Origin of the sequence: Vibrio gangliei, from assembly GCF_026001925.1 — a bacterium.
GTDB classification, from domain to species: domain Bacteria; phylum Pseudomonadota; class Gammaproteobacteria; order Enterobacterales; family Vibrionaceae; genus Vibrio; species Vibrio gangliei.
This window is the reverse complement of sequence record NZ_AP021870.1, coordinates 384,248-410,606: the sequence shown is the minus strand read 5'-3', so window position 1 is coordinate 410,606 and position 26,359 is coordinate 384,248. Positions and strand designations below refer to the sequence as shown.

At 43.5% G+C, this 26,359-nt stretch carries 37 protein-coding genes; 5 read left to right on the top strand and 32 right to left on the bottom strand.

Going from position 1 to position 26,359, the window contains the following annotated elements; genetic code table 11:
* Nucleotides 1–31: 31 nt before the first annotated feature.
* The 21 genes from Vgang_RS13840 to Vgang_RS13740 all read right to left on the bottom strand — a co-directional run bounded on the left by Vgang_RS13840 (nt 32) and on the right by Vgang_RS13740 (nt 16,811).
* Nucleotides 32–2,830, bottom strand: coding sequence for a phage tail-collar fiber domain-containing protein (locus Vgang_RS13840; RefSeq protein WP_105901436.1), 2,799 nt, complete (start codon nt 2,828–2,830; stop codon nt 32–34).
* A gap of 3 nt (nt 2,831–2,833) precedes the next feature.
* A complete protein-coding gene (locus Vgang_RS13835) occupies nt 2,834–3,547 on the bottom strand; it encodes a phage tail protein I (RefSeq protein WP_105901435.1) in 714 nt (237 codons plus the stop codon).
* Nucleotides 3,544–4,437: a baseplate assembly protein gene (locus Vgang_RS13830; protein ID WP_105901434.1), complete on the bottom strand. Its 894-nt coding sequence runs from the start codon at nt 4,435–4,437 to the stop codon at nt 3,544–3,546. Before Vgang_RS13830 ends, Vgang_RS13835 begins: the two co-directional genes overlap by 4 nt.
* Nucleotides 4,437–4,775 carry a GPW/gp25 family protein gene (locus tag Vgang_RS13825; protein ID WP_105901433.1) on the bottom strand — a complete coding sequence of 113 codons (339 nt, stop codon included), beginning with the start codon at nt 4,773–4,775 and terminating at the stop codon, nt 4,437–4,439. Before Vgang_RS13825 ends, Vgang_RS13830 begins: the two co-directional genes overlap by 1 nt.
* A gap of 5 nt (nt 4,776–4,780) precedes the next feature.
* Nucleotides 4,781–5,071, bottom strand: coding sequence for a PAAR domain-containing protein (locus Vgang_RS13820; RefSeq protein ID WP_105901432.1), 291 nt, complete (start codon nt 5,069–5,071; stop codon nt 4,781–4,783).
* Nucleotides 5,059–5,541 (bottom strand): hypothetical protein, encoded by a 483-nt coding sequence (locus Vgang_RS13815; protein WP_105901431.1) that lies wholly within the window; start codon nt 5,539–5,541, stop codon nt 5,059–5,061. Before Vgang_RS13815 ends, Vgang_RS13820 begins: the two co-directional genes overlap by 13 nt.
* Complete coding sequence (locus tag Vgang_RS13810; protein WP_105901430.1) at nt 5,541–6,188, bottom strand: phage baseplate assembly protein V; 648 nt, start codon at nt 6,186–6,188, stop codon at nt 5,541–5,543. Before Vgang_RS13810 ends, Vgang_RS13815 begins: the two co-directional genes overlap by 1 nt.
* Nucleotides 6,175–6,711: a hypothetical protein gene (locus tag Vgang_RS13805; protein ID WP_105901429.1), complete on the bottom strand. Its 537-nt coding sequence runs from the start codon at nt 6,709–6,711 to the stop codon at nt 6,175–6,177. The genes Vgang_RS13810 and Vgang_RS13805 overlap by 14 nt, the downstream gene beginning before the upstream one ends.
* Nucleotides 6,708–7,322 (bottom strand): phage tail protein, encoded by a 615-nt coding sequence (locus tag Vgang_RS13800; protein ID WP_105901428.1) that lies wholly within the window; start codon nt 7,320–7,322, stop codon nt 6,708–6,710. The genes Vgang_RS13805 and Vgang_RS13800 overlap by 4 nt, the downstream gene beginning before the upstream one ends.
* Nucleotides 7,288–7,635, bottom strand: coding sequence for a head-tail joining protein (locus tag Vgang_RS13795; protein ID WP_105901427.1), 348 nt, complete (start codon nt 7,633–7,635; stop codon nt 7,288–7,290). Before Vgang_RS13795 ends, Vgang_RS13800 begins: the two co-directional genes overlap by 35 nt.
* A 2-nt stretch (nt 7,636–7,637) precedes the next feature.
* On the bottom strand, nt 7,638–7,988 hold the full coding sequence (locus Vgang_RS13790; RefSeq protein ID WP_105901426.1) for a DUF2190 family protein: 351 nt from the start codon (nt 7,986–7,988) through the stop codon (nt 7,638–7,640).
* A 73-nt stretch (nt 7,989–8,061) separates the two neighbouring features.
* Nucleotides 8,062–10,122: a ClpP-like prohead protease/major capsid protein fusion protein gene (locus tag Vgang_RS13785; RefSeq protein ID WP_245879875.1), complete on the bottom strand. Its 2,061-nt coding sequence runs from the start codon at nt 10,120–10,122 to the stop codon at nt 8,062–8,064.
* Nucleotides 10,052–11,572 carry a phage portal protein gene (locus Vgang_RS13780; RefSeq protein ID WP_105901425.1) on the bottom strand — a complete coding sequence of 507 codons (1,521 nt, stop codon included), beginning with the start codon at nt 11,570–11,572 and terminating at the stop codon, nt 10,052–10,054. Before Vgang_RS13780 ends, Vgang_RS13785 begins: the two co-directional genes overlap by 71 nt.
* The gene (locus tag Vgang_RS13775; protein WP_105901424.1) at nt 11,569–11,784 is read right to left on the bottom strand and encodes a hypothetical protein; all 216 of its coding nucleotides are present in this window, start codon (nt 11,782–11,784) and stop codon (nt 11,569–11,571) included. Before Vgang_RS13775 ends, Vgang_RS13780 begins: the two co-directional genes overlap by 4 nt.
* Nucleotides 11,775–13,907 carry a phage terminase large subunit family protein gene (locus Vgang_RS13770; RefSeq protein ID WP_105901423.1) on the bottom strand — a complete coding sequence of 711 codons (2,133 nt, stop codon included), beginning with the start codon at nt 13,905–13,907 and terminating at the stop codon, nt 11,775–11,777. Before Vgang_RS13770 ends, Vgang_RS13775 begins: the two co-directional genes overlap by 10 nt.
* Nucleotides 13,901–14,413: a DUF1441 family protein gene (locus tag Vgang_RS13765; RefSeq protein ID WP_105901422.1), complete on the bottom strand. Its 513-nt coding sequence runs from the start codon at nt 14,411–14,413 to the stop codon at nt 13,901–13,903. Before Vgang_RS13765 ends, Vgang_RS13770 begins: the two co-directional genes overlap by 7 nt.
* 109 nt (nt 14,414–14,522) lie before the next feature.
* On the bottom strand, nt 14,523–14,858 hold the full coding sequence (locus Vgang_RS13760) for an HP1 family phage holin (protein ID WP_211293965.1): 336 nt from the start codon (nt 14,856–14,858) through the stop codon (nt 14,523–14,525).
* A gap of 42 nt (nt 14,859–14,900) precedes the next feature.
* Complete coding sequence (locus Vgang_RS13755; protein ID WP_105901420.1) at nt 14,901–15,377, bottom strand: lysis system i-spanin subunit Rz; 477 nt, start codon at nt 15,375–15,377, stop codon at nt 14,901–14,903.
* Complete coding sequence (locus tag Vgang_RS13750; RefSeq protein ID WP_245879874.1) at nt 15,367–15,837, bottom strand: lysozyme; 471 nt, start codon at nt 15,835–15,837, stop codon at nt 15,367–15,369. Before Vgang_RS13750 ends, Vgang_RS13755 begins: the two co-directional genes overlap by 11 nt.
* 112 nt (nt 15,838–15,949) lie before the next feature.
* Nucleotides 15,950–16,345: an antiterminator Q family protein gene (locus tag Vgang_RS13745; RefSeq protein WP_105901419.1), complete on the bottom strand. Its 396-nt coding sequence runs from the start codon at nt 16,343–16,345 to the stop codon at nt 15,950–15,952.
* A gap of 100 nt (nt 16,346–16,445) precedes the next feature.
* On the bottom strand, nt 16,446–16,811 hold the full coding sequence (locus tag Vgang_RS13740; RefSeq protein ID WP_105901795.1) for a hypothetical protein: 366 nt from the start codon (nt 16,809–16,811) through the stop codon (nt 16,446–16,448).
* A gap of 104 nt (nt 16,812–16,915) precedes the next feature.
* On the opposite strand from Vgang_RS13740, the gene Vgang_RS13735 reads away from it, so the two are divergent.
* Complete coding sequence (locus tag Vgang_RS13735; protein WP_105901418.1) at nt 16,916–17,650, top strand: hypothetical protein; 735 nt, start codon at nt 16,916–16,918, stop codon at nt 17,648–17,650.
* A gap of 14 nt (nt 17,651–17,664) precedes the next feature.
* Here the strand turns inward: Vgang_RS13735 and Vgang_RS13730 are convergent, their stop codons facing one another.
* The 10 genes from Vgang_RS13730 to Vgang_RS13685 all read right to left on the bottom strand — a co-directional run bounded on the left by Vgang_RS13730 (nt 17,665) and on the right by Vgang_RS13685 (nt 23,572).
* Nucleotides 17,665–18,216: a KilA-N domain-containing protein gene (locus tag Vgang_RS13730; RefSeq protein WP_105901417.1), complete on the bottom strand. Its 552-nt coding sequence runs from the start codon at nt 18,214–18,216 to the stop codon at nt 17,665–17,667.
* A 142-nt stretch (nt 18,217–18,358) separates the two neighbouring features.
* Complete coding sequence (locus Vgang_RS13725; protein WP_105901416.1) at nt 18,359–19,387, bottom strand: DUF968 domain-containing protein; 1,029 nt, start codon at nt 19,385–19,387, stop codon at nt 18,359–18,361.
* A 336-nt stretch (nt 19,388–19,723) separates the two neighbouring features.
* Nucleotides 19,724–20,011 (bottom strand): DUF4406 domain-containing protein, encoded by a 288-nt coding sequence (locus tag Vgang_RS13720; protein ID WP_105901414.1) that lies wholly within the window; start codon nt 20,009–20,011, stop codon nt 19,724–19,726.
* Nucleotides 20,004–20,315 (bottom strand): PDDEXK family nuclease, encoded by a 312-nt coding sequence (locus Vgang_RS13715; protein ID WP_105901413.1) that lies wholly within the window; start codon nt 20,313–20,315, stop codon nt 20,004–20,006. The genes Vgang_RS13720 and Vgang_RS13715 overlap by 8 nt, the downstream gene beginning before the upstream one ends.
* A complete protein-coding gene (locus Vgang_RS13710; RefSeq protein WP_105901412.1) occupies nt 20,312–20,983 on the bottom strand; it encodes a phage antirepressor KilAC domain-containing protein in 672 nt (223 codons plus the stop codon). Before Vgang_RS13710 ends, Vgang_RS13715 begins: the two co-directional genes overlap by 4 nt.
* A complete protein-coding gene (locus tag Vgang_RS13705; protein WP_105901411.1) occupies nt 20,976–21,932 on the bottom strand; it encodes a helix-turn-helix domain-containing protein in 957 nt (318 codons plus the stop codon). The genes Vgang_RS13710 and Vgang_RS13705 overlap by 8 nt, the downstream gene beginning before the upstream one ends.
* A complete protein-coding gene (locus Vgang_RS13700; RefSeq protein WP_105901410.1) occupies nt 21,923–22,477 on the bottom strand; it encodes a phage N-6-adenine-methyltransferase in 555 nt (184 codons plus the stop codon). The genes Vgang_RS13705 and Vgang_RS13700 overlap by 10 nt, the downstream gene beginning before the upstream one ends.
* A gap of 198 nt (nt 22,478–22,675) precedes the next feature.
* The gene (locus Vgang_RS13695; protein WP_105901409.1) at nt 22,676–22,864 is read right to left on the bottom strand and encodes a hypothetical protein; all 189 of its coding nucleotides are present in this window, start codon (nt 22,862–22,864) and stop codon (nt 22,676–22,678) included.
* Nucleotides 22,861–23,310, bottom strand: coding sequence for a YmfL family putative regulatory protein (locus Vgang_RS13690; protein ID WP_157945999.1), 450 nt, complete (start codon nt 23,308–23,310; stop codon nt 22,861–22,863). Before Vgang_RS13690 ends, Vgang_RS13695 begins: the two co-directional genes overlap by 4 nt.
* Before the next feature lie 31 nt (nt 23,311–23,341).
* A complete protein-coding gene (locus tag Vgang_RS13685; protein WP_105901407.1) occupies nt 23,342–23,572 on the bottom strand; it encodes a helix-turn-helix transcriptional regulator in 231 nt (76 codons plus the stop codon).
* Nucleotides 23,573–23,677: 105 nt separating this feature from the next.
* Between Vgang_RS13685 and Vgang_RS13680 the strand changes: the two genes are divergently transcribed.
* The 3 genes from Vgang_RS13680 to Vgang_RS13670 all read left to right on the top strand — a co-directional run bounded on the left by Vgang_RS13680 (nt 23,678) and on the right by Vgang_RS13670 (nt 25,355).
* Nucleotides 23,678–24,343: a LexA family protein gene (locus Vgang_RS13680; protein WP_105901406.1), complete on the top strand. Its 666-nt coding sequence runs from the start codon at nt 23,678–23,680 to the stop codon at nt 24,341–24,343.
* Between the two features lie 11 nt (nt 24,344–24,354).
* Nucleotides 24,355–24,852: a PH domain-containing protein gene (locus Vgang_RS13675; protein ID WP_105901405.1), complete on the top strand. Its 498-nt coding sequence runs from the start codon at nt 24,355–24,357 to the stop codon at nt 24,850–24,852.
* Nucleotides 24,853–25,187: 335 nt separating this feature from the next.
* Nucleotides 25,188–25,355, top strand: a complete 168-nt coding sequence (locus Vgang_RS13670) for a hypothetical protein (RefSeq protein WP_157945998.1) — start codon at nt 25,188–25,190, stop codon at nt 25,353–25,355.
* Here the strand turns inward: Vgang_RS13670 and Vgang_RS13665 are convergent.
* Nucleotides 25,330–25,605 carry a hypothetical protein gene (locus Vgang_RS13665; RefSeq protein WP_105901404.1) on the bottom strand — a complete coding sequence of 92 codons (276 nt, stop codon included), beginning with the start codon at nt 25,603–25,605 and terminating at the stop codon, nt 25,330–25,332. The two genes, Vgang_RS13670 and Vgang_RS13665, sit on opposite strands and share 26 nt — an antisense overlap.
* Nucleotides 25,606–25,961: 356 nt before the next feature.
* On the opposite strand from Vgang_RS13665, the gene Vgang_RS13660 reads away from it, so the two are divergent.
* A complete protein-coding gene (locus Vgang_RS13660; protein ID WP_105901403.1) occupies nt 25,962–26,357 on the top strand; it encodes a hypothetical protein in 396 nt (131 codons plus the stop codon).
* Nucleotides 26,358–26,359 lie beyond the last annotated feature (2 nt).

Below are 26,359 nucleotides of genomic sequence, written 5' to 3'. Positions count from 1 at the left end.
AAAAACCCCGCCGAGGCGGGGTTAAGGTCAATTATGCAAGAGGCTCGTGATACTCCCTGAGCTGTAAGTAGTCCAATTCAAAAACACCCTGAGCAGATGAGCCGCTACTGAACGAACCACCACAATATGCTGTAGCAATTTCACCAATCACCAGTGGGTCGGTAATCGTACCTTCAAACAGCTGCGTTAAGTCCGTGCGAAGCAGCGTCAACTGAATCGTGTAATCAGCCCTTAGCTGCATTCGAACCAACAAGGTTTTACCCTGAAGTTCTGCTAAATCCACACCAGTTTCAAATAGTGGAACGCTTGGAAAGCTCACATTAATAGGATTTAAGAATGCAAAACGAACTAAACCACCAGCTACAGTACTGACATAAAAAATCAACACACCTGCAGACGAAAACATCGCGTTTTTATCAAATTCTGGAGGGTAATCATTCGAATCATCCATCTTGTTCCATGCCAGCGCGACACCTGTTCCTAGTGGAAAATTCGCCTCGAAACGAAACTCCACCACATCTCCCGGTTTTTTCAGTGAATAGGAGTTAAACCCATGCAATGATGGAGAAATGATATTACGCACAAAATTGTTTGGAACATTGGTATCTATTGGAGGATGGACAACACGACCACGACCAGCCACAACATCACGCCAGTGAGCTTTATCCATATAGCTAAATCCATTATTGTAATGCATCACCGGATAGCGGTTTTCCTGACGGTCGACAATAAAATCTAACCAACCGATTTTGAGATAGTTGGTTACGATTTCATTTCCAAACAGTTTTTGTGCCGTTGGTGGGATCTGAATACGAATCCGATTCAGACCATAACGCAACTTACCAATAAAACACGGGAAATCACTACGACCCGAGGTCGTATGACCAATACAATCTGGCGAGACATCATCAAAAATAACTTTCCGGTGGTACTCCTGAGCGGTAAATAACTGCGATTCAACCAAGATTCGAGGTAAATCTACGCGATCTGCCAACTCGAATTCGGCGTACCTATCTTTATAAGCGCGGTACACCAGAGAATGATCACGACGTTCATTCCACACCCACAAGTCAATCACATCTTTACCGAGCACCTTGTCAATGTCATTCACATCAATCATGCCGTTTTGATACAGCTTGTTAGCGCCACGCATTGGGTCACCTGAGCTAATATCCGATCGGCTTAATGCATAGCGCACAGCGGAGTGAACCACATCAAAGCAGTGTCGGTCTTCAATCAAAGTTGGGACGTTCTCACGCTCCGCTGTTTTAAATAGAAACTCGGCTTTTTTCAGGTGACCTAAATCGTTCAAGTGCAAGCCATCAGACGAGGCAGACGAAAAAGCAATCTTGTCACCGTTATTGTAAATCCAGTGTTTAATGGCCTGGTTTACGTCAAGGAACTCGATACCGTATTCATGCGCCAGGCGTCGCTTAACTTGGTCAACCAACTCGTTAACCTCGTTATTATTGCCGTAATCCCCGGTAGCAGCGGTATTGTTCGATGGTGGGCATGACATGAGCGCTGGCTGAACACCACGAGCGAACGCATCCAAAATCAATGCCTGATTTTCTACGTAGGTTCGACGCTCTAACAGCTCTGGGTCGGTTGATGCGGCAGAATCATTCAAACCGAACATGATCCCCATCCACTCCAGATCCGCATAGGTTGTATTACCATACACGGCATTGTGAACATTATTCACAGCCCAGCCATCTTGTGCCTGTTTGCCGCGATAGCCAGCGTTATAGACACGAACTAAATCATTGGCATGAAACTCACGCAAAATACGTTGTAACACGTTAGAGTAAGCGTTCGGGACTTCCGTATCATCATGATCATAAACCAGACCATCAGGAACCATATTCCCAACCAAGCGATCGGTGTTCCACTTATTCGCGTCTGTTACGCCGTCGATAGTCGTGATTCGACCATCTGTTGTTGAGTCACCAAAGAAACAGATCGGCGCTTTCTGTCCTGATGCCCAACGTGCAGCTTGTCCCTGCAATGAGGTCAGACGCTTAGGCTTGGCAAAGGAAACGCCTGCATTCAACAATTCTCGAATACGGGCCGGACCATTCTTGTTTGGTTGCCAACCCGCCTGCTCTGGCGTAATAGTCAGGTTGCGCCGCACCCAATAACCAGAGGCACTACCTGAATCAAACACAGTGGCATCATTCGCTGAATGCGGTGGATTTGTCATCCAAATCAATGCACCACCACCACCATCACCTTCAGCATGATAACCAAGCAGTTCCACTTGTTGCCCTGGTGTGGTACCGCGATACTTTTTCAGTTGAGTAACATTCTTAATCACCGTAGCAAAGTTGATTGTTGTCCATTCTCGACTGGCCGTCACAATGTTCGGGTCAATTTCAATAATCGGCTCTGCACTGGTAATGACAAAGATCATTTCCAGTGTCACTGGCGTGGCAACATTGCCATTGTTGAGCGGCTTCGGCACATAAATGCGTGCACAGTTACCTACAGCGTGCAAATACGTCCCGCCATTGAACTCCGCCACTGCAGCAAATTCACGAATAATCAAATCATTCACATCATCTGGCAGAATGGCTTCGACTTTTAGCATCGGCACACTGTCAGGCGTTGGCTGCAACACATCCACGGAATTAACTGGAATACGTGCCAACTCATTAACCAATGAGGTCTGCGCTCGATCAGGCTGAACATACGTATCGTTAGCGTCACCGATTGCAATATGAGTGAATGAAATCTGCTTATTCTGCAGCTTGCCGTTTTGCTCAGCATTTTCACCAAGCACGGTTAAAATTGAGCCAAACTGTTGTTGGCTCTCTGGTGTTGTTGACATGGTTTACTCCAGAACTAACGATAAAGGCCCAGAGCGAATGCACAGGCCAATAAGGGAAATACAAGAAATTGAAGAACTGCCTTCTGTAATTGCCCTGATCTTCAGTGGGCCAGAACGCAAAGCGATACCTTGACGAGAAAAGCAACTAAGACTGGAACCAGACGAACTCACCATGGAAGATATTGACCATGGCCCCGCCTTTACACCTACTCCCTGACGACTCAATGACGACAGTTTTTCAGGCGCCTCAATACGGCTTGTAATATTGATGTTGGTTAGCTTGCTACGAACATTTTTCGCGCTATTAATAACGGGTATAAGTTTTTGAATTTCATTCCCATCAATAGGTTGCCCAGTTGAAAGATAATTAACTTCAAAATCACCTGGCTGAAGATTATCCTTGTCTTCAAACCACTCTTTAACTTCCGTTAAATCACCTCGAATAGCGCTAACCACTCGCTCAATGGCTTCCCGTGTGCCTTTTTTACGGTGGATGTGAATGCTTTCCTTGATAACTTCTCGCTTTCGATCCACTGGCCACGTTGAATCCCAGTTATCAACTGAAAGCGCCCATGCTAAATGTGGTAGAAGATGTTCAGGACACTTTTCAGGGTTCCAAATATCACGATTTGGAAAAGAAAGAGGCGGTGAAATCACCGCCTCTATATCTCGTTCATGTTTGCTGGCATTGGGTGGCAGCAGGCTTTTCACCGTCATGTTGTCACCCTCGCTGTTAGCGTAATGCTATTCGCATAGCCGGCACTAAACTGATCATTAATAATGTCTGCAGCAGGCGAGGTTAAATGCACCTTATAAACACCTGAGACACGTAAAGCTGCATAAAAACCATCCAACGTAAGGTCTATACCTTGTTGATGGGATTCAGATAACCATGTGTCCAATTTTTGCCTTGCTGCACTCAATACTTCGGTTTGATCTGGGCCAGAGAAAAGCTCTAATTCAGCAACTACTTCAAACTCGTTGATGGTGGCACTTTGTACAACTACCTCATCACTTAATGGGCGGGTTCCTTTTGGTGTTAGTGTATCTTCAACCAGCTTAATCAGTTCTTGACTTGCGGCTCCATTCCCCTCATGAGAGAGCACTGAAACGGTCACTACCAATGTTCCTTTTGGGGAATCGGTAGCAACGCTTTTTACTCTTCCATCAGCCGATAACGCCCAGAACTCATAATCATCGGCACTGCCTGCTGTGTTCTTGGCTCGGTTAGATAATTGAATCCGGTACCGGAATGCTTCGTCTGACTCCATAATTTGAGGTCGTGGAGGTACTGCATCGGGGTCACCCTTATCAATAACCAATCGCTCTACATCAAAGTCAGCACCTCGAACATCTAAATCTGTTCCATTTGCATACGCCAACATAGTGGCATGAGCACCGTCATTAACACGCTGACGCAGCACCATTTCACGAAATGCCGCCACTTCCATCAGCTTATAAACCGGATCAGACTCATTTACATCTTGATAATCAGGATCGAGTCCCTGATAGCGCTCAATCCATTCCTGGAGAATCTGCTCATAATCCAACTGCTCAATCACAGCTGGCTTAGGCAGTTGGCTCATATCTACATTTACCGTGGCCATTAATTCACCTCAATACCTTCCAGTGTGATTGGTTCACCATTGGGCTTATATTTCCCTTCGATGGTAAGTGTTACCGAACCAGGTTTTACAGAGGTAACAAGAACTCGTGAGACCTCTATACGTTTCTCCCATTTCTTCAGTGCTTGGGCGCTTTCAGCCACAATATCAGCTACTGTTTCTTGGTTACCTGGGTTATCAATTAATTCAAACAATCGACTACCATAGTCACGGCGCATTACCCGCGAGCCTATTGGTGTGGTGAGGATGTCACGCACAGACTGCTTTAAGTGGTCGATGCCACTTAGAGCTCGACCTGTGGTTGCATCCATACCACGCATGGCAGTTACCCCCCTGCAAATACATTTGATGAGCCAGCTGCTACCACTGATCCACAATCCACTGCGTCACCAACTCGCCCAATAGGCTTGTCGTTAACGAAAACAGATGATGAGCCACCGGATAAGCTACCAGCATGACAAGACGGTGAAGGATCACAATGCACGCCCCAGGCATCACCCTGACGGTGAACAGGAATGCCATTGCAAAAAACATCACCGCTTCCTGCTTCGCTTGCTCTTGGAGGAAAAGCACCATGGCCCGTTCCTCCGTCTCCTTGTCGGGTTACGGCTGGCATTGCATGTACTCCAATAACTTCTGCTTACCTGAGCTGTAATCGTGCAGAATCACCATTGTCCAGCTGTTGCTGTACTCAGTTTCAACTTCTTGGTTTGTGTCTGGGTCGGTTGATTTCACGGTAACAGTGACCGCTATGGTGTAATCCAGTTGGCTAATACTGCTCGGCTTGAACTCAACCAAATCTTTGCAAGGTGGTAGTTCTGGCCAGTCAGATACTCTTAGCACCTGGTCACCATCCCGATAATCAAGAAAATCCGGCTTAAACAAACCAGCTAAACTCGCTGCCTGCAGTCGAACACCGCTTAAATCCGCTGAGATAGTGAAAGGGTTTGGTTCTTCTGGTGACAACGACCAGGTATAACTCATAACCGTTTCACCTTCTGATGCCTGATATGACATCAAGTAATCAAGGTTTTCATTAGTATCTGGTACCTGAAACAGCACCGATTCAATAGGGTTCCAACTCATCAGTTCAGATCCACCCGTGAGCCTGTGACTTTCACGTTGCCACCTGCCTTAATATCGAAATTACCAGAGGCATCCAGTGCCATATTGGCGCCTGTTTTGATGCTAAGGTCTTGAGCCGATTCAACATGCAATGTGGCATCGGTTTTCACTGTGGTTGCTTTCGCCACGGTGACATCTGCAGTACCATCGATCTGGGCGCTCATGTTGCCCTCTATATGGCTCGTTACATTGCCTGTGGCATGAAAATTAACATCACCCTGAACATCAATAGTTAACGTGTGTGTTTTGCGGTTATAGGTGAATATGGTTCCATCTTCATAGCGGCTTACATGCTCATCCGGTGAGGTGCTCGGTACTGGGCTTGTGGCATCTGGTAAGGATGGAAGCACCACGCCTGCAGATAATTCACCGGATTCTGATAAGATGATCACCTGCTCGCCGACGGCAAGCGGTTCCCAGTCAGTACGGTGCTGGCTTGACTCCCTACCAGAGATCCAAGGAAGCCAGCCAGTTACCGCATCTTTTTCATATTCAACTTTTACCCGAGGCGGTGACTGCTCAAAGTCCACGCTATGAACTCGACCACGGCGAATCATATTCGCCATTCGACGCTGCAGATCGCGGACGATGTAATTAAACTCCTTCATCCGGTACCACCTGTTCATATTTGTCTTCATTTTTAGCGCCAATATCAGGCGCATAACCAACAAAAACGGTACTCGGTGTTATGCCTTCCGGCTTATAAACATCGGTTCCCACTTCAATGGTTTGAATATAGCGAATAGACCATACAGCATAATCATCAAGCTCTGGTTGAAAGCTGTCAGGCTCGGCACCTTGCAATACTAGCGGCTCAATAGGCAAACCAAATCGTTGTTCATTTATTGCCGAACAAATTGCCATGGCCGCATTGCGCACTTCTATTTGATAATCTTCATTTAACAACCCAAACACGACCATGATTTTACAATTGAGATCAACGGCCAGCATGCCATTCATTGGTTGTTCTTCGCTAAGGTCCCATTCTTCAACCGCAAAGAATGCGCAAGGTGCAGGCAACTCGGTTTGCACTTCTGGGTAATATTGAACAGTTTGCAGCCAATCAACATTGGTTTTTAACCAGTCGATCACTGCATCGTGATAAGTGGTTAAATGAATACTATCTGTCATGATTTCCAGCCATTTTTATTTAGCCCCATACGAACACGGCCTTTTAAATCAGTCTCAAAATGCTTCATAAAGACATCGGTTAATTCAGAAAATATTTCATCTTCAATTGCATCTTGTAACTCATCAGAAACCGGTACCCGCGCTTCTTTAATTGGGTATTGAGCTTGTGTTGTTCGAGTAAAGATAGAGCGTTTGTTATAAGCATTAGCTACGAAACCATCATCGTAAGTTTGTGCCTTTACTTTTCCTGCCGGTGAAAACATCGCACCTTGTGGTCTTTTCTTCGCCCCAAGAGCTTTAATTCGGCCTTTCAACTTACTCACTGGAATATCATTCATACCAAACCACAGCTTCAATTCATCCAGTCGAGTTTGTTTGCTGGTACTTTTTAAGCGAAAAGTTTGCAAGCGACGACGCAAATCTTTCATGCGCCGCACCTGCAATTCATCTTTTAGCTTTTTATTCGCCATGGATTTCATGGTTTTCGCTGTACGAGTTAATGCTCGATTATATGCCGCTTTTACTTGAGCTTGTGTTGCACCAAAGACATTCTGAATCGCGTCTATTTCTTCAGTATCAATATTGAATAATAGGTTTTGATTGTTCGCCATTGTAGTTCCCTAATATCAGCTTAGTTAAGCCGGTACTGTCTGGCTGAGGTGGGCTGACGATAGCCCATTGCTTACCGACTACTGTCACTAAAGAACGAAGTTCTAAACCGACAGCATCTTCATCTTTTAAATAAAGCTCTGGGCTACTATCTGCAATACGGCCGCCATCACCTAATTCACTTAAGCTAAACGGATTATCAAACACACCGATCACCGACTTATCACCTGAAGCAAGATGTAAGATCACGTCATAGCTGAATCGTTTTACAAGGCGAGCATTTACTCGCCTCATTTTATCTTCCCAGCGTGACATGATTAACCAGCAGGCTCTTCAACCGCAGCGGGTGAACCAAAATTTAGTGCAACCCATACTGCTTCAGTTCCAGAAGCGGCAGCATTCCATGCTTTCCCTGCATAAACACCAGAAGTATCAGTGCCAATTTCACCACCAGTAAGGTAAACATCTGCACCTTGTGCGATTTCGGTAGCTGTTTTTTTTAATAGCTCAAACACGCCTTGAGCGTGACCCACACCTTCTTCGCCAGACTTAACATCACCATGCGCAATAATCACGAGTGATTCAATTGCCACGGCTTGACCGGACAACACGTCTGAGGTTGCGATAAAACCAATGGTTTGACCCATTTCAATAAAATTTTTAGCCATTTTTTGTTTCTCCTGCTCTTAAGCATACATAAAAAAGCCCCGCATTTAGCGAGGCTTAGGCTTTCAATACCCATTAAGACTTAGCAACACCTTTAGCTTTTACTAGGCCGCGGTAATCACGCGGAGCAACACCTGCATCAATGCGAACTTTAGTTGCGACACCGTCGACATTAAAGCCTTGTTGTTGCTCGATGAATGGTGTTTCTACACCGTTTAGGTACGCTACTTCAATCGTGTCACGACCACGAGCAGCGGTTAGATACCAATCCAACGCGTCTGCGTCATCCAAGCGTGGTTCGGCAATCACTTCGGCAAAGTTTTGTAATGGGTTATTTACACCAGCATTAACATCTGCACCTTTCACACTTGCAGACTTAATCACTTGGTTAGCTGTAGTTTCAAGTGCAGTTGGAACCAATACAAATCCAGGGCGAATATTTAAATGACGATTACCACTCTTCTGGCTACGCATCATTTGACGAGCTTTGTCTAACCCGGCAATATCCATCGCTGTTGCAGTGGTAATATTGTTATTGTGCTTAGCTGAGAATAACTCTTGGCCATCATTCATTTTATAGCCACTCATGAGGACGTTATACACCAAGTCACCGATTGTGGCTTTAGCGGCTTCACCCATTAGCATTGGGATTTCAGTTAACGCTTGCATGTCATCATTGATAATGGTTTGGCGATCGATGCTGAACAATTCACCGTAAGTCGCCAATGCAATTTGCTCACCACGATCCCCCACTGTCGCATATTTATATTCTGCACCTGGGCGAACTTGGCGAAGATTCGGGAATGCATCTAGACCAACACGATGCGCCACTTTAAAGTCCGTTAACGTGCCTTTCATTGTCCAACGATCGAAAGTTTCTTCCGCACTTTCCCAACCTTGTAGTAATGATTTATGCGCCACGTCTAACAGAATTTGACCGAAGTCGCTGGTACCGTGAGTAAACGCCATGCCCACCATTTGAAGAGGGTTATAGCTTGCTACGCCACATCCACGATCCGTCAATGACATACGAGCCATTTCACGCAACGTCATGTGTGCATACGGGTTATCCGATAACTCGTTAGTACCTTCTGCTTCATAACCTGCACGCGCCATTAATGCTGCACGCATGTTGTCACCAACCGTATTACCATTACCTGCAAAAATATGAGCTGATGCGCTCACGGTATTTGTTGGCTCTGTATTGGTACCAAGTTTTGCAAGCAGCTTATCTTTCACTTGTTCGACACTCAGTGACACATCAATTAAGCAGTCATTCATCAATTCCATATGACGACCACCAAAGTTAGCAAACAAATCACGAATAGCATGATTACGCGCTTGGATCGTTGATGTGTTATCAGTAGGTTCCGGCGTAGGGGTTGCAACTGGAGATGGAGTTGGTGCTGGCGAATTTGGCGTCGGATCATTAACTGCATTGCCATTTGGCGATTGAGCGCGAGGCTTCATCAGTGTTTTCATTGATTTTGGCATTTTTTCAAATTCCTTTAATCGATTAGAGGTTAAGCATGCCGCAGCTTCGAGCGGTGCAATTAAAGTGTCGGCAAATCCAGCTTCAACAGCTTCGTGACCACCAAGCCACGTTTCTGCATCGAGCATCGCGCTGATTTCATCAGAAGTTTTACCTGTTTTTTGGGTGTAGGCAGACAATAAGGTGCCTTCAATTTTTTCGAGTAATTCAGCATAGCGACGCATATCATTGGCATTACCGCCTTGAATCCCCCAAGGTTTGTGTACCATGATCATCGCATTTTCAGGGATCTGAACCTCATCTCCGACCATCGCAATCACAGACGCCATTGAAGCAGCGAGACCGTCAATTTTTACGGTAATTTGTGCAGGATGTTGATCGAGCAGGTTGTAAATCGCCATACCTTCGAATACATCACCACCTGGGGAATGAATACGTAATGTGATATTACGAATGTCACCTAATGACTTTAAATCGTTAGCAAATTGGCGAGCACTAATCCCCCAACCGCCAATTTCATCGTAAATGTAAATTTCAGCACCATGGTTACCGCTGGCCTTGATGCTATACCAGTTATTCTTGGCTGTTGGCGTTTGTGCTGCCATCGCCATCGGCATCATCAATGCCAGTTGAGCTTTCTTCACTTTCGTCTCCTGATGTTGTGTCGAAATAAAGACCGTTTTCTTCAAAGAACTTTCGTTCTGCAATGATTTGGCGGAATACTTCCTGTGGGTTTTTACCACCAGCACGGATCCACTGCGCATGACTTGCTCCGCCACCTTTGACCCGTTCTTTCCAAGCATTCACTTCTTTAACAGGATCAATCCAAGGCATGATCGGCCCCAAGTAAACCGCATCATATAAAGTGCTTTGGTCTACTTCTTCAGGAACCTCTAAGCCATTTAGCAGCTCCATTTGTAACCATTGACGAAAAACAGGGCGCGACCAATGAGCAATAAACCATTGCTGCAGAACAGTAATACCGTCCCAACTTTCAACCAACTCTTGGCGCTGTGCTGAATAGGTTCCGTTATAATCACGAGCCACACTGGAGTAACCCGATCGGGTACCTGCAGCAACCATACGAATCTGACCGTTTCTAAATTCAGATAAATGAACGTTTGGGCGGTTTGATTCCACCATCCCTAAATCTTCACCTGGACGTAAGTCGTCAAAAATCATCCCAGGGGCAATATCTACTTTTCGTGGCGCGTCATTGGTTGAAGGATCTTCATCGTAAAGTGCACCTTCACCTTTTTTGATATAGAAACCTAAAGCGGCAGCGATACGAGCAGCGACTCGTTCTGCCTCTTCATAGTCCTTAATATCAGAAAGACGAGTTATTACTCCGTGTAAAATAGAAACGCCGCGTACTTGATGTAGGCGGCGTCTAAATGCGAGATGTAACATTCGTTCCTTGGGGACTGCTTTGGTTTTAAACCGAATGCCGGTTGCATTACCCGGATGATCATAAAGTTTGTAATACTCTATTGGTTGCCCCCAACCATTATGCTTAATCCCTTGTTTAATGCCTTTCCCGACTTCATTTAAATTAAATGGGATAAAATCAGGTTCTAATGTTTCAATAGAATAAGCAGTACCGTTTGAATTTGGATGAACTAAGCCAGGGATTCTTCCAATCACTTGCTGGCCAAAACACTCACCATCACGTAACGCAGTTCTCATGACCAAGCGTTCCATTTCAGGCCTTGAGAATATGCCTGTCACTTCCGGCTTTAGTGACCAAGATGCCCAACGACGGCGAATTTGATCACCAAGCTCTTTGTTAACCGTGCCATCTTTATTCAAAGGTTGCGGTTCAACCATTATGCCATCAGCACCAATTACCCGATCTTCTAACTTATCAAGTAATCCAATAACCAAATCATGGTTTTCGTCTAGCCATCGGGCTTGTTCTCGTAGGCTTTGACCTGCACCACCTAATGCATTATCAGCACTTCTTCCTTCACGCTTCGCCTTTTGTAAACGTGACGGCATCACAGCTTCATACATTTTTATTTGAGCACGAGCACGAGCTCGATTTGCAGCCCAAGAAGGTGCAAAAGGTGCAATCGCTTTATCTAAGAAATTCATACAAACCTCGCTAGCCCATAACGAAGTCGTTTAGGGTTATTTATCGTGATAAGTTTGTTTTCCCATTCTTGACGAGCTTTGCGGATATCTGAAAGGTTTTCCATGGTGATAGTTCGACCTTCAAACGTTGTCGTTTTACCTTCCAAAACATCCAATTCAGCCTGAAAACACGCTTGGATCATTTGTTCACATTGCTCACGGGTTAAAGCCATCCGCTACTACCTCCAGTATTTCCGCCATTAACCCAATCACTGGTTTGGACTGTCGTTTGTCGAGTTTCTACTTGTGTTTTCTTGTTTACTTGTTGCTTCGGTGAAGATTCCTCTTCGATAAACTCAGGCACACTATCATGATTGAATACATATGGATTACTTGCCCAGTCTGTCGCCCACGCTTTTGGTGAATCCCAATTCATCTTGTCGTAGCCACGTAAAATAGTGATCGCATCGCAATACACCATCAAGTCGAAGGCTTCATTTGCACCCTTACCGGGTTTACGCCATTTACCGTCAGCACCACGTTCTTCATAGGTCAACTCATCATAGAACCATTCACCTAGCCATCGTGGAAAATGAACATAGTTAGGTCCTGGAGTTTCACGTTTTAATGAATTGGTTACTCTATCTTTAAGTTGGTCTGTTTGGAGCAAGTAAAGAGGAACATCACCACGGGCATTCGCATGCCGATCACCTCGCCCTGTGTTATCTGGGTAACTTTTGGTGATAATCTTTTGCCTCTTGGTTGAGTCACCTTTAAATAAATACACACGTTTATGTAATCGGTTTACTCGGCACCAACGCCAAAACGCATAAGCATTATTGGATACACCATCTTCACCACCATGATCGACTGCCAGCGCCATAACCTGCATGACACGATCAGAACCATCGGCTAATGGATAGCTTTTAAATAAGACCTCTTCGACCAGTTGATGCCAATCTTCTGGATATCCAGCGGGATCAATTTGTTGAGCAACACCATCTTCATCGTGTCGTTTACTCGATCGAATATTAAAACGGTCAATGACCCATTTTTCACCATTCTCACCATAGCCTTTTACCTGACAAACAAAGCGTCGATTCTTCCCACCCTGAACATCAACAGCGGCAACCAGAAACCGAACACCTTCCGGTATCGTTTTACGTTCCCACCGTTCAGCACGAGCCATAAGCTCTTCACTTTGACGTTGATCATTTGCGGCTTTTGGCAGATAAGGACGACCCCAGTCTGTATTGATAACCGTTCTTAATGTTTCTTCACTACCCGTACGATCATATTCTTGCTCAGCACTTAATAATTTATAAATAAGTTGCTGCCAACTTTGGTAACCAGCTGCTGGCCCTTCCATCCAAAATGAAGCAACTCGCGAGCGACGGCCTTCACCTTCTACTCTCTGGAGTTCTTTATTCCAAGTCTGACCATCTTTAAGCCAGACGCCATTGCCATTTAATTGACGCTTTTGATTCGCCTCAACTTGATGTTGGCAATGAGGGCAACCTATTTTTGCAGCTTCACTTGCTGTGACTGGATCATCAATATCTTGGTAACCAACCATATTGTCTAGTTCGGGGCGGAAAGCGTCATGGCAATTTGGACATATCCAATACCATTTCCGGCGGTCGCCTCGGTTATACAATGACAAAATGCCAGTACAAGGTGGCGCTTCATGTTCAGATGTTGGTCGCCACTTAAGATCAACCACATCTTTACCAGGCGAAGATTCAGCAAGCGTCATACCAGAACTCATAAACGTAGTCGTACGCTTAGAGCCCAGCGAGAAACCATCACCTTCCCCGCCAATGCTGTCTTCCCATCGGTCATAATCAGTAATCGCTACGAATCGATAATCAGAAGAAGACATGATGTTGACAGATGGCCAGCCAATTTTTAAATAATTGCCAGCCTTAAAAACTTTATCGTGAACATTATTATCATTAGAACGTAGACTTAATCGTTCATTGACAGCCGGTGAAACTCGGAACATTCGCTCTAGTCGTTTTCGTGAATATTCTCGGGCTTTTTCTTCTGTAAGTTGAACAATCAACATATCTGATGGATCGCAAACAATGTTATACGCTGTCCATCCATCGACTAATCCAACTGTCTTACCCGTTCGAGCTGGGCCTACAAATATCACTGCATCATATTCACGACTGTTTAAGCAATTCATGGGCTCAACAATATAGGGTGTTATGCCTGCATCCCAGCTGACGGAGTTGCCTCCACCAATAGGAACGCGCATATATTTTGCTACTGCTTCTGCAACCGGCATTCTATTTGGCGCTTTAAATAAATTCGATACATCTCGGCGGATATCTGCAGCACTGGCTAACATTCTTCACCATCCTCATCATCGTCTATTACTGCAGCACGCATTGCCATTTGATCGCGTAAGTCATCAATTGAACCTTGAACTTTCGACACTTGGTGTGGCGTTAAACCGCAGTCACGCTCAAGTACATCAGGCAACGTATCCAATACTTGAATGACCGCTTTTGCCATTAAAGAAAACTCACGAGCCACCTCACTGCTATCTAGTAAGTTTCCAATCTCACGTTCTAATTTGATTCGTTCATTTTCAGATTGAAACCAAGCCTTACGAGACTCTGGTGGCATTTCATCAGGATTATTTAGGCCAAGATTCTGAGGGATATCGGCTTTATAAAGCGCTGGCATTGCATCTTTTAATGCATAAACAAAACTGCCTTTTTCTTTCCTTGATGGTCTAACGCCTGATTCACGTAAACGCTTTGATACAGTATTCCGGCTCATTCCCAGAGCCTCGGCCATGCGTGAAATAGACCAATCGTTCACACCAGAGATGGGAGTTACATCGCTCAAATCTCACCACCTTTACACGATAACAGAGAGCAGGTTGATCAGGTCAGGATCCTTGTGTTCACTGGCGTTATGCCTACCTGCTGCTGCTCTCCCTATAAATCCAAAAAAATCAGTTTTCCCGCGAGTTCAGTCCCCGTGGTGTTTCATATGGCTCAGGAGTACCTTTTACAAAAATAATATCTTCAACGTTATTATCTTTTGACTTATGTATCGCTTCCATTCTTGCTTTATGAAACTCATCATTTTGAGCTTTTAGCCTTTCAGATCTTTCTTCGTCTAAGGCTATCTGCTCTGCCTTTTTACGATTAAGGCGAACCTGCATAACAAATAAAATAACAGTAGAGGTAATACCAAGCGCTAGCGCAACATCAGACAAGGTGAACAATCCGCCTACAGCAGTGGACACACTCGCAACATAACTAGAAGTGGTAACTGTTTTATCCATAATGCTCGTTTTCATCGTTGGTAACCTCGACTTAGTCGGGTCTTATTTGGCGACACACTCACGGGGAAGCGCTTCAATATATGACCTCAGCCCATTTATTTGAGCTGTGATGGTTGTGATTTGGTTTCTGAGACGAATATAAGTTCGCTCAGAGTCTCTTGTAAGTTCGGCGGTTCGCTCATCATCCAAGCTGGAGGCGCTGGACTTTGCGGACACTGGCTGATCACAAGTGGCTTTGATGCGCAGCCGCTTAGAGTTATCAGCAAGATCGCGCTTAAGCTGAGACACTTCGGCTTGTGCATCTTCGTATTCCTTTTGCTGCTTAACGTACTGCTTTGCCATCTTCTCGTTCTGCTCTTGCATCTTGGCAACATTTCCTTGAGCCGCAGTGACAGCAACAAGCGCATCGTCCAGTTTGGACCTAAGCTGCTCATTCTTTTCATGCTGAATAAACACCGTCAGGATCAGGATGGCAACGAGGATAATGCCAACACTTTTGATATAACCATTACTGAGCATAACTGCACACAGCCTCTTCAATTTCACGTCGGTTCATCAAACCCTTCCACTTCTTACCTCCAGCATAAATCCACCGGTGAAGCTCATTACAAGCGCCATCGATATCATTAGCATTAAGTTTCTTAAGAAGAGTTGAACGATTAAACGCACCAGATCCAACGTTATAGGCAAATGAATAAAATGCAGCACGTTGAGTGACAGAGATATTAGTTGTGATATGTGGGTCAATTTCAGAGGCGATACGAAACAAATCATCATCCAGTAAAGCTTGGCATTCAGACTCAGAGTAAACCTTATCTTTAATAATGTCTGAGCCCGTATGCCCATAGCACACCGTTAAAACACCAGCGACATCATAGTAAGGTTCATGCTCAACACCTTCTAGCTCGATCACCATAGAAGTAGCAATAGAAAGCGCAGCCGCAGAGATAGCAGCCATCACACGTTTTGATATCTGCACACTCACCTCAAATTTCAGACATAAAAAAACCGCCTCCAAGTGGAAGCGGTCAAAATTCATACTTACATAATAATTGGGTTTTTGCGTACGCGTGAGAACTTTTTTAAACTTTTTATTGATGAACTTCACATAACTCATTATCACAGGCTAGTTTAGTGCCACTCCAAACCAAAGAACCAGAGACATAAAACACGGCCTGATTAATCAAAATTCTCACACGCACATCATTAGTACGCTTACGCCTAGCAATCTCACGAAAAGATAAACCATAGTGAAAATGCAGCAATACTTCACTTTCCATTAACGGCAAACCATTCTGGCTCATCGATGCGATAATCTGATCAATAATCAATCCATCGTCATCACAAAGAGTCGGTCGATAATCAGGCTCAACAGGTAGAACATTATTCATACCGGCAGATTGAGAATACCACTCCACACCAGTGCGGCTGCGGCTCCAGACACCCCAACGATAAAGAATTTCACGAACAGAATCTAAATTGCGCATGCATCACCCCATGTAAACCACCAATGAATAATCTCAATGGTGGCTTTGGAGCGTACGCAAGTCAAAGAAATGGCAAAAAGTGCAACAGGCAGATTATTTTTTACCAATCTAAGGTTTGTTTACTCGCTTCTTCGTTCTGTTTGTACATCATCAAAATAGTGGTGTAGTTACACATATCGACACCACTGTGACAGTAATCTTTAATCACCCGATCCATAATGGATTTATCTTTTAGCTGCGTTGCCTGCTTAAAAGCATCAAGGTTTTGCTTCTCCATCATACGAAGCGTGGTAGGCTGGCACATGTCCAAGCCACTATCGCAATATTCTTTCTTTACTCGATCTTGAATATACGTGATAACTTCCTGCTTTTGAGCTTCACTACCATCAAAATCCATTGGATTCACAAATGCAGCCGAAGCGCTGAAAGAAATACACCCTAATATTGAAAATAGAATTTTTTTCATAAGACCCTCGATAAAAATGTTGATATAAAGGATAAAATATACTGAGAAATCAACAGAAAGACCAAGAAACGTATCACCCATTCAACATCAATGAGATCTTATGCATGAATTATGGCCTAAAAGCGATCGCTAACAAGCACCAGGAAGAGCGTGAATCGTTTATGAATGACAACCCCGACATAGTTGAAATAGTTGACTCCATTCTGACGATCTCAAGGGCATACGTTCAAATCATCTCTTTTGAACACGGCGAAGAAATTAAACCAACCATGGCTTTATTGATGCTCCAACGCTTTCAGGAGTATTTTGAACAGGTACCACTGTTCTGCGCTGAATCTCGTGTTGATGAAGCGTACACTCAAATTAGACAATGTTGTGAATTGATGAGAGATATTTGCAAGTTACTAGGTAATCCAGAACTTTTGACATTTTATGAAAAGAGAAATAAAAGCAAAGATGACAGACAAAAATACAGTAAAAAGTTCAAGTTCACTCGGTCTATTGGAACTATTAGGCTAGCACATGACATATACCAACTAACATCTCAGAATGGTGTTCATGGGCATCAGTCCACCATCATGTACCTAGAAAAGAATTCTATCGAACAAAACATGACGCTTTTAAAACCATCAGAACAAGCTAAATTAGACAGTTGCGGCCTGTGGTTATATTCAGTATTCCCATTATATTCAATGCTTATAGATGCAATAGAGCAAGCTGGTTTTAAAAAGTCAGAAATACTTATCGATATTGAAAACTATCTAAAAAAACTGATATTAGCGTCTTCCTCAGCTGCCAAGCAAATCACTCCAGATTTGATAGAATTGGAGAGCATATAGCTCTCCAGACTTAATTAATAGCGAGCCAACTTAACAATCCTTTCATTAACCGCCCGTGATAACTCTAATAATTCATCTAGTTGATCAAACCCAACACACGGTTCGTTAAAGTAATTGATGAAGTGTCTACGGTTGAATAGGTTCTCATCATGACTAAGGGCTCGCTTATTGGTGATCACACCTTTTTCCACTACCACCAGCCAACGTTGATGAATAAAATTCATTTCATCAATGGGACCTTTTTTCTCTATTGCAGGATAGGAATATTGTTGATTTGCCATCGCATCGAACGCGCGAATGACTTGAAGATGAAACTTAGCACTGATCCACATGGCATAAGCATAGACCAACTCTTTGCACACCCATGTGCCTTTGCGAGGTCTTTTCTGAATAGACGGAATTCCGTCTTTTTCAATTTCAGCAATAAGATCTAATGTTTGTGCGTTATTAGTCCAGTAGCGAGGGCTATGTTTATTTTGCCCTCCAGCCGCTTGATGAAGATCATTTAAAGAATAGAGATTATTTTGAATTCGAATAGATTGATTGAAGATTGATAAACCAGTCATATGAAGCTCCTTGTAATTAATTGGAGTTCACCTGCGAAAGCTGGCGACATGCGCCTTGTAGTTCGTGTGAGAGGCTAATCTCAGCACTGGATTTTGCCAGTGCCTTTTTAGGTTAGCCCCGAACTAGACGCATTGTCAATAACTAGATTATTACCCCCAATTCCAACGCCCTCTTAAGCGTTTGCTTCACAAAAAACAACTGCGATCCGTGCTTGGCTTCCCATGCTTTCGGGTCGTGGTGAAACTCTTGGTGGACACTGGCCAACATCGGCATGGTAAACAAGTCATGCGCTTTACCGCCCATCTTACCTTCACCGTGGCCTATTAAGTGATGCGCTACGATTGGATCTGAGTCGGTACCATTACTGCCGGTTACCACACAAGGCAACGAACGGACGAACTTCAAATACTTCTCACTATGCCAGGTTAATTGTTTTGGCCTTTTCATGTGCATGGCTGGTGGATTATCATCGATGAGCAACTTCACTTGTTGCGCTCGATTTGAAAGCATTTCTTTACCGTCTAATTCAAAGCGTGGATCATGTTCTCGCTTACTTGTTAGTGTGTTGCCTTTCCTCTTCGGTTTAATACCAAACATCTGATCGACCACACTCTGAGGCAAATGCGCATATACTCCCTCTCTTACCGCCCACCAGCAAAACTCAGGTAACGTTAATGCATGGCCAGTAGCAAAGCCAAGACTACGTGATACAGCGCCCACACCCCAAACAAGCACATTACTTTTAGCCACATTTCTCGCTTGCTCACTTAAATTCATTCTCTCTTGGTTATCGTGGTGCCAACACAAGCGAACTGCGCCATGTTTACAATCTAAAAGCGTAAGATTTTTATCGCAGTAATCTCCATCCGACATCTGGCAATGAGGAATGCCCTCAAGCCAATGATAGAAACTACCCAAGCGCTTTTGAACATCAGCATGAAGAAAGAATTCGAGTAACCGCTCATCATCCACCAGCGATGATTTTGAACTATCCGGAAATTCCGGTAGGTTCACTTTGCCACTTGGCACATTAACCAGCTCTTTAGGCAAAGCAGAAATAAGCAGCCGGTTACCGTCACTCATGCGGGTTAACTCATCGAGCAGCGATTTACCCGGCTTTAGCATCACCAAACCAAGATCATGTTGAATGAAAGGCTTTAGAACTAACAAATTATTACTCCAACATTCGCACTCTTATTTTTTGTGCTATCTTGAATGTTAAACACAACTTTTAACCACCCTGATATTAGAAACGATGCCCCCTTAAATGTGATGGAATTCGTGACACTAAATCTAGGTATTGTTTGCTCTATTACGAATAGTGCAGACCTTAACCATAGGTATAGCGCCATGAAATTATTCCTAATCATTTTCACCTTACTGATCATCACCATTATGGTTTCCACATTTCTTTTCTTCTTGTTTACTGGAAATCACAAAAAAGCGATAACCATAATCGGAATAGCTGTAGCCTTATTAAAATATTTAATTGAAAAGGTCTTATAGTCACACCTCATAAACCACCGACTTCCCTTGCGCCAACGCCTCTTTATGCTCGATGCTTGCGCCTTTGGATTCTTCCCAACCTTTCAGCATGTAGATTTCATCCGCAACCGACACCATTGGAATGCAAATGTACATATACTCTTCCCACTTCATGCCTTCCGGTAATACGGCAGGGTTAAGAACAATATGGCCCTCTTGTTCTAACTCACTCGCTTTAGCGATAAACGCAGGTTTATTGAAATCAGGCAAACCCGTCATTGGTCCCGCTAAATAAATCTTTTTAGGCATTCAATGCTTCCTCTATCATATTGATTGCTTTCAAACTGGTGATCATTCCGCTAGTAAAACGAAGAACCGTCCAACCACGTAAAGCAGCTGTATTGTATTTCTCACAATCTTGTTCATAACCTTTACCGCGAGTGTGGCGACCATTCGCCCAAGTACCGCCTTCCACTTCAATCGCGATTTGTCGATCCGGGTAAGCAAAATCAAATCGCCACTTACGGGTTTCATGGAATCGATACTCAGCAACCGGCTCTTCCAATTTAAAAGCTTTAATGTGATGAAGTAATAATGCCTCTAACTTACTCATGCTGCCGCCTGTCGAAATTCATTCCAGCGACGAGCAACCCACTCAACGCCTTTAGGGGTAAACTTTGTTGTCACATAAGCATGACCATTCTTCTCGCCTTGGCGCACTTTAAAGCGACCTGCATCAATATGTTTTTGATAAGCAGACCAACTACCACTAAGCTGATACATCGCACCAATCGCTACCAAGAAAGATCGGAAAGTTGGCTCTTTAATCTCTAATTGTTTAGCTACCTGGCGGAATGTCATTAAGCCAGTGCTTTCAACATACCGATCGACAAACTCAGCCTTTGGTGCTGCCAGTTCTAACGCCTTATTCTTTTCTTCCAGTTCCTTGGCTTGGTTAGCCGCTAAAAGCAAAGCATCGGCGAATGTTTGGGGAACTTGGGGTTTTGCTTGAGACTCCAATTCGTCCCATCTTTTCACAATTGAATATCTCAATTTGGTGCTATAACCAGAAACCAGCGTTAATGTTAAATCTCGATTCAAATGGTATTGAGTGTATTCATTGCCATTGTGAGTAAAAATCGAACTATCCAAATTTGGAAGGTTCAACTCATCCCTCATTTTCTCAATATCTCGTTTCACATGGCCGTGTTGTTTTTGCGTCAACTCCGCAATCTCACGGCTGCTCATTGTCATTTCAGTATTAGCGCTTAACTCAAACATGATCACCTCCTAGCTTTTGAATTAGCTCATAACGTTGAGCAAGAATGCTCGCCTGCTGACGCTCAAAGCTCTGAATCGCTTGCTGTGTCGCGCCCCATGATTTGGATTGACTGATCTGAATACCAATCGCATCCGCTTCACGCTCCAAACGCTTGATTTCGTTTTTGATGGATTGAGATTCATCATGCTGTGGCTGCGCCGCTTGAGCTGGCTGCTTGCCGTAGCCCTTGTCTTGCTCCTTGGATAACCACTGGTGCATGAATCGCTTAATGCCTGATGCCGTCTTCTGGCGAGTTGGGTTTGCCTTGCTCCAACCGATCATGTTGCGAAGCTGCTGAGCAATATCCACCGCTGGATACAATTCACGAAGCTCGAACAAATCAGATTGAGTCACTTCATGGACCTTGGTCTTGCCCTTGAGAGGAATCGAAAACAAAACAGGCTCATTCGCTTTGGCGGTTTCGAGCTGGCTCGGAACAAGATCTTTACTTGATGGTTCTATTGGTGGATCTATTGATGGTTTATAGCCGGATTCCGACCTACCCCCCGTCGAAATTTGACCTACCCCCCCGTGTTGTTTCGTCTGTTCGAGTTTCGAATGTTCGACTTTTGAACGGACGAAATTCGACTGTTCAAAATCCGTCTGTTCATCTGCCTTTTTCTTTAACAACATAACAGGAAGTTGATATTGATTATTTGAACGAACTAAACGCCCTGTATCAGCTTTCTTGAATTGGTTTTTCTTGAATAGCCATCCACCAGCCTCTAACTTTTTAAGCGTGGTTTTTACTGTGGTAGGAGAAACACCAGACTTTCGAGCGATGGTATCGATAGACGGCCAGCAAATGCCTTTATCATCGGCATGATCAGCAAGGCAAAGCATCACCAACTTATCAGAGCCTTTGAATAAAGGGATATCCCACACGTAGCTCATTACTCTTACAGACATGATGCCTCCATAGCCTTTAATGAATCACGGCTCACATAACGAGTAACCATTGGCATACCTAAATCTTGATGACGGTAGATCACCAATGCAGAGCCTTTCGTATTACCGTTGACAGGTTTCTTAGAAATAGGATGTTGAAACGAAATGCGCCCACCAGTGATAAAGCGCACTTCGCTCGCGTTCGTAGGCCACCAGCTCGCATCGGGTGTAGCAGGAATAAGCAAGACAGAATTAATTTTGTGCTTAACACATTGCTCATGTGCTTTTTCAAGAAAGGCTTTAACCATGCCTCTTGAATACGGCGGGTTAATCCAAGCACATTGAAATGGGGTTAACGTCAGGTGTTCAGGGTGATAACGCCAATCGTCAATATCTAGAGCGTTTAAAGAGTGATCGAACCATGCGGAGCACTTTGCGTTATCTTCAATAGCTGCCACATCAACATCAAAGCCAAACTCACGATCAAGCGCATCAAACAACCACTGAGGCGTTGACCACGAATCCTTATCATTTGCTGATAAGTCACTAGAAATTACATCTGCCATTACTTCGCCCCTTGGTGATACGCTTGCCACAAACGAACAAGTTCAACTCTAGGAACCTGTACTAACTCGCCCTTTACCAACTTTTTTACTACTAGTTGGTGGTTTTCAATTCTTGCCTTCAATGCTATTCTGACCATGATTAAAACCTCCATACGTTTAATCCGCGCCTTTGGTAGTTACAGCTACGCAAAGGCATTTTTATTTCTGGCTATCTATACGAGCCTTCACTGATTGAATTTGGTGATCACACTTGGCGCGTAATAAATACAATCGCTCAAGCTCACAGCGTGCCGCTTCCAATTCACTATGCTCACGAATCACATTGCATGAGCTCACCGTCATGTCAGCGTGTTGTTTTAAAAACTCTGCAAATTCACCCGTCTTCATTTCGTCACCACAAACACTGTCTTTTCTTTCATTGAATGAGCCACCAGCGCAGAGATATAAGCACGCTCTAAACGTTCAATCTCAGCAAGTTCACGAGCGTCATACATACCGTCACGCTGTGCCTGGTAACGTAATTGCTTTAATTGGCCTAAAATTGAGCTCACAAACATTTCACTGTCGTACAGTTCTTGTTTGTCTAGCTCTTCACAGTTAGGTAAATCCACCGTCACACGCCCTACTTTCTCTGCGAAATACTCAGCTACAAAAGGCGTATTGTTCAGGCTTGCCATTACTTCTAATTCATCAACACTAAAGAACGGTTGGTTCTTCTTTTCATATAAGCGGTTATTAAAGCCATCGACACTCATGCCAAGCACTGCAGCCACCGCTTCTTTTCCACCAGGGAAACCAGCAATTGTTTTATTCACCATTTCTTTCTTATTCATCACCATGCGCTCCTCTCTGTTGGTGGTTTAGTTATTGAACCGAGTCGGTATGATTGGTTTGCGGGTTGGGAAAAACCTCTTCGTAAGTGCAACTTGCACCAAGCTCGTTAAGGGCATTAACGATTCGCCACCCCAATTCATTTTTGATTTCTCGGTTGCCATTTTCGTAATGATTCATGGCTGACTGAGAGACTCCAACTTTCTTTGCTAGCGTTTCTTGAGTGACACCTAGCTCGCCACGAATAACTTTAATTTTTGACATATTGGCTCCTTATTAAAACCAATTATTACATTATGGAATTTATTAAGCAAGAAAATATCACATTTTGGATATTCCAATAAAATTACACTGAGTAATAATTTAGTTATGAAGATAAATTGGAATGACTTGGTTAAGTCCAAGATGAAAGAAGCCGGCATAACTCAAAATCAACTCGCTGAAAAGATGGGTAGATCACAGAGTGCGATTGCGCATTGGCTAAATAAAAACAGAGAGCCTAGCATTGAAGACATTGCAGAAATGATGAGGTGTGTAGGATTAGAATCAATAACTCTAACTTCAGATGGCATGATTGATTACCCTGACGAAGTCATTAGAAACATCGCACCTATAAATATTCAGCCCACCTATCAGAACAAGTTTCCAGTATTAAGTGCAGTGCAAGCTGGACAATGGACAGAGGCTTGTGAGCCTTATACGCTTGATGAAATCGATGAATGGTACGAAACCACCGTGCGAACTTCTGACCGTTGCTTTTGGTTACGAGTACAAGGCGATTCAATGACAAGTCCAGTAGGTACAAGCATTCCGGAAGGGATGCTTGTATTAGTAGATACTGAACGAGAGCATGAGAATGGATCATTGGTTGTAGCCAAGCTAACGGATGTTAACGAAGCGACATTTAAAAAGTTTGTGCGCGATTCTGGTCAAGAGTATTTAAAACCACTTAACCCTAACTACACCATGATGCCAATAAATGGGAATTGCCGAATCATTGGGGTTGCTGTAGATGCTAAATTAAAATTGATTTAAAGGAATGATATATGAGCAAAGAACCTAAGCACCTTAAAGCTTTTAAAGAAAAGCATTTAGATTCAAATGACACTGTTATTGCTTGGTCAGAAGGTTATATTGGAGAGATGATGGGGAAAGGCGAAAATACTCAACATAATGGTATTTTTATTGTTACAAATACAAAAGCTGCATTCTACCGTAAAGGTTTTCTAGGTGAAATTCTTGAAACCATTCCTTTAAAGCAAATAACTTCTATTGAAAGAAAATCATCATTAGGACATCGAATAATAAGACTTCATACAAGTCATGACGATCTTGAATTCAAAACCTTTGATAAAGAGGGTGAATCAGAAATTATTCAAGCTATTGAAAAAGTTCGAAATAATTCACCTCAACCAGAAAAAACACAACATAATGAAATTGATGCTATTGAAAAAATTAAGAAACTTGGTGAATTGAAAGAGCTTGGATTACTCACAGATAGTGAGTTTGAAGAAAAAAAAGCTCACATCTTGCAACAAATATAATATAAATCACTTCAGGTAAGCCTTTCATATCTTCAAGTTTATTCTTCATTACTTCCTCCTACCGCCCAAGTGGCGGTTTTTTATGTCTGAAATTTACCTTCCTTCCAAAATATTACACCTCACAACAAAAAATTCCATTTTGTAATTTACAAATCAATTCCATTATGTAATATTTACCACACCAACACACTGAAAGCGCCAAGAACAGCGCGGGCAGGTTAACCCAAGAAATAGGTTCGCCAAAGCTGGGCGAAGACCATTACGGCAACGGATGGGAATACAGCTTATTTCAAAGCATCTAGGTTGGGTGTTTTGGAATTTAAACAGGAGGATTTATGCGACTAACAATTCTTGGTTTTATTGCAAAAGTAATAGGCATCCAATTTCACGTTGAGGGCTACCCATATGGTTCAAGTAAGCCCTATAACGGTCATGCTAAGCATGAAATTATTCAAACTGTTGGTAAAGCTGGCTCTTCTACCAATTTCGATAAGGACTCTTAAGCCAATCAACCGCAGCCTTAGGTATATGCCAAGATGCCCATTGATGCGATAACTGACTAACAAAAACAACATCATTTTGATCAACTACACGATCTATGCTCTGCCTAATTTGCTTTGCTGTTTGTGTTGTATCAATCAACCAAAATGTTCTCATAACTTTCACACTATTGTACTCAGACAAAAGCTTATTCACTTGATCATATTTTTGTCCCGGTGAATTTAAATCGTAAGTTACACAATAAACTGCCATCAATATTTCCTTTATTTGTCTGTGGAAACATAAACATACCAGTTTCTATGTCTGTGGAAAGTCGTAGAGATCACGTTGCTGGGCGTGAATAAACAAGCCAGCACGAATCAACTATCCATTGATAACCCCAGCGGTGCGTGGGGATGTAACGCCCGAACCTGAGATCTGCCCCTCCTTACCTCTCGGTATAAAAATGTGCAGAAGTGACAGGTAGTGAGAACAACATGAGCGTTAGCACATTCATACTCACGGGATCGCCTCTTTCCTCATCAGAGGCAAACCTAAAGCGTCTACCACCTTTCTTGGCTGGTGGACGTTTTAGGTTTAAAGCCAATCCAATCTACGGAGAACCTACCATGTCAAAACAAGAAGCCGGAAACCTAAGCGTTGAAGACCGCACCACTAACTTCCCAATGCTTATGCAACAACTCGACGGTGGCGTTATTTCAAACGTTATCGGTTTAGCCCTATCAAACGTGTCTCGTGCTGTGTCTTACAGCGATAAACAAGGCAGCGTGAAAATTGATTTAAAGCTCAAGCCCATGGGTACCAACAATGAAATGGTTGAAATCACTGCCAATATGAGCGTGAAAGAACCAAAAGCCGGGTTTGGTACTAAAAGCGAAGACTTCCAGTACACGTCAATTGCCTACGTAGGCAAAGGTGGCAAGCTCACCTATGACCGACCAAAAGAAGACATTCACGGCCAAGCAATGATTGAAGAAGGCCAACTTCGTGAGGTGCGAGGCTAACC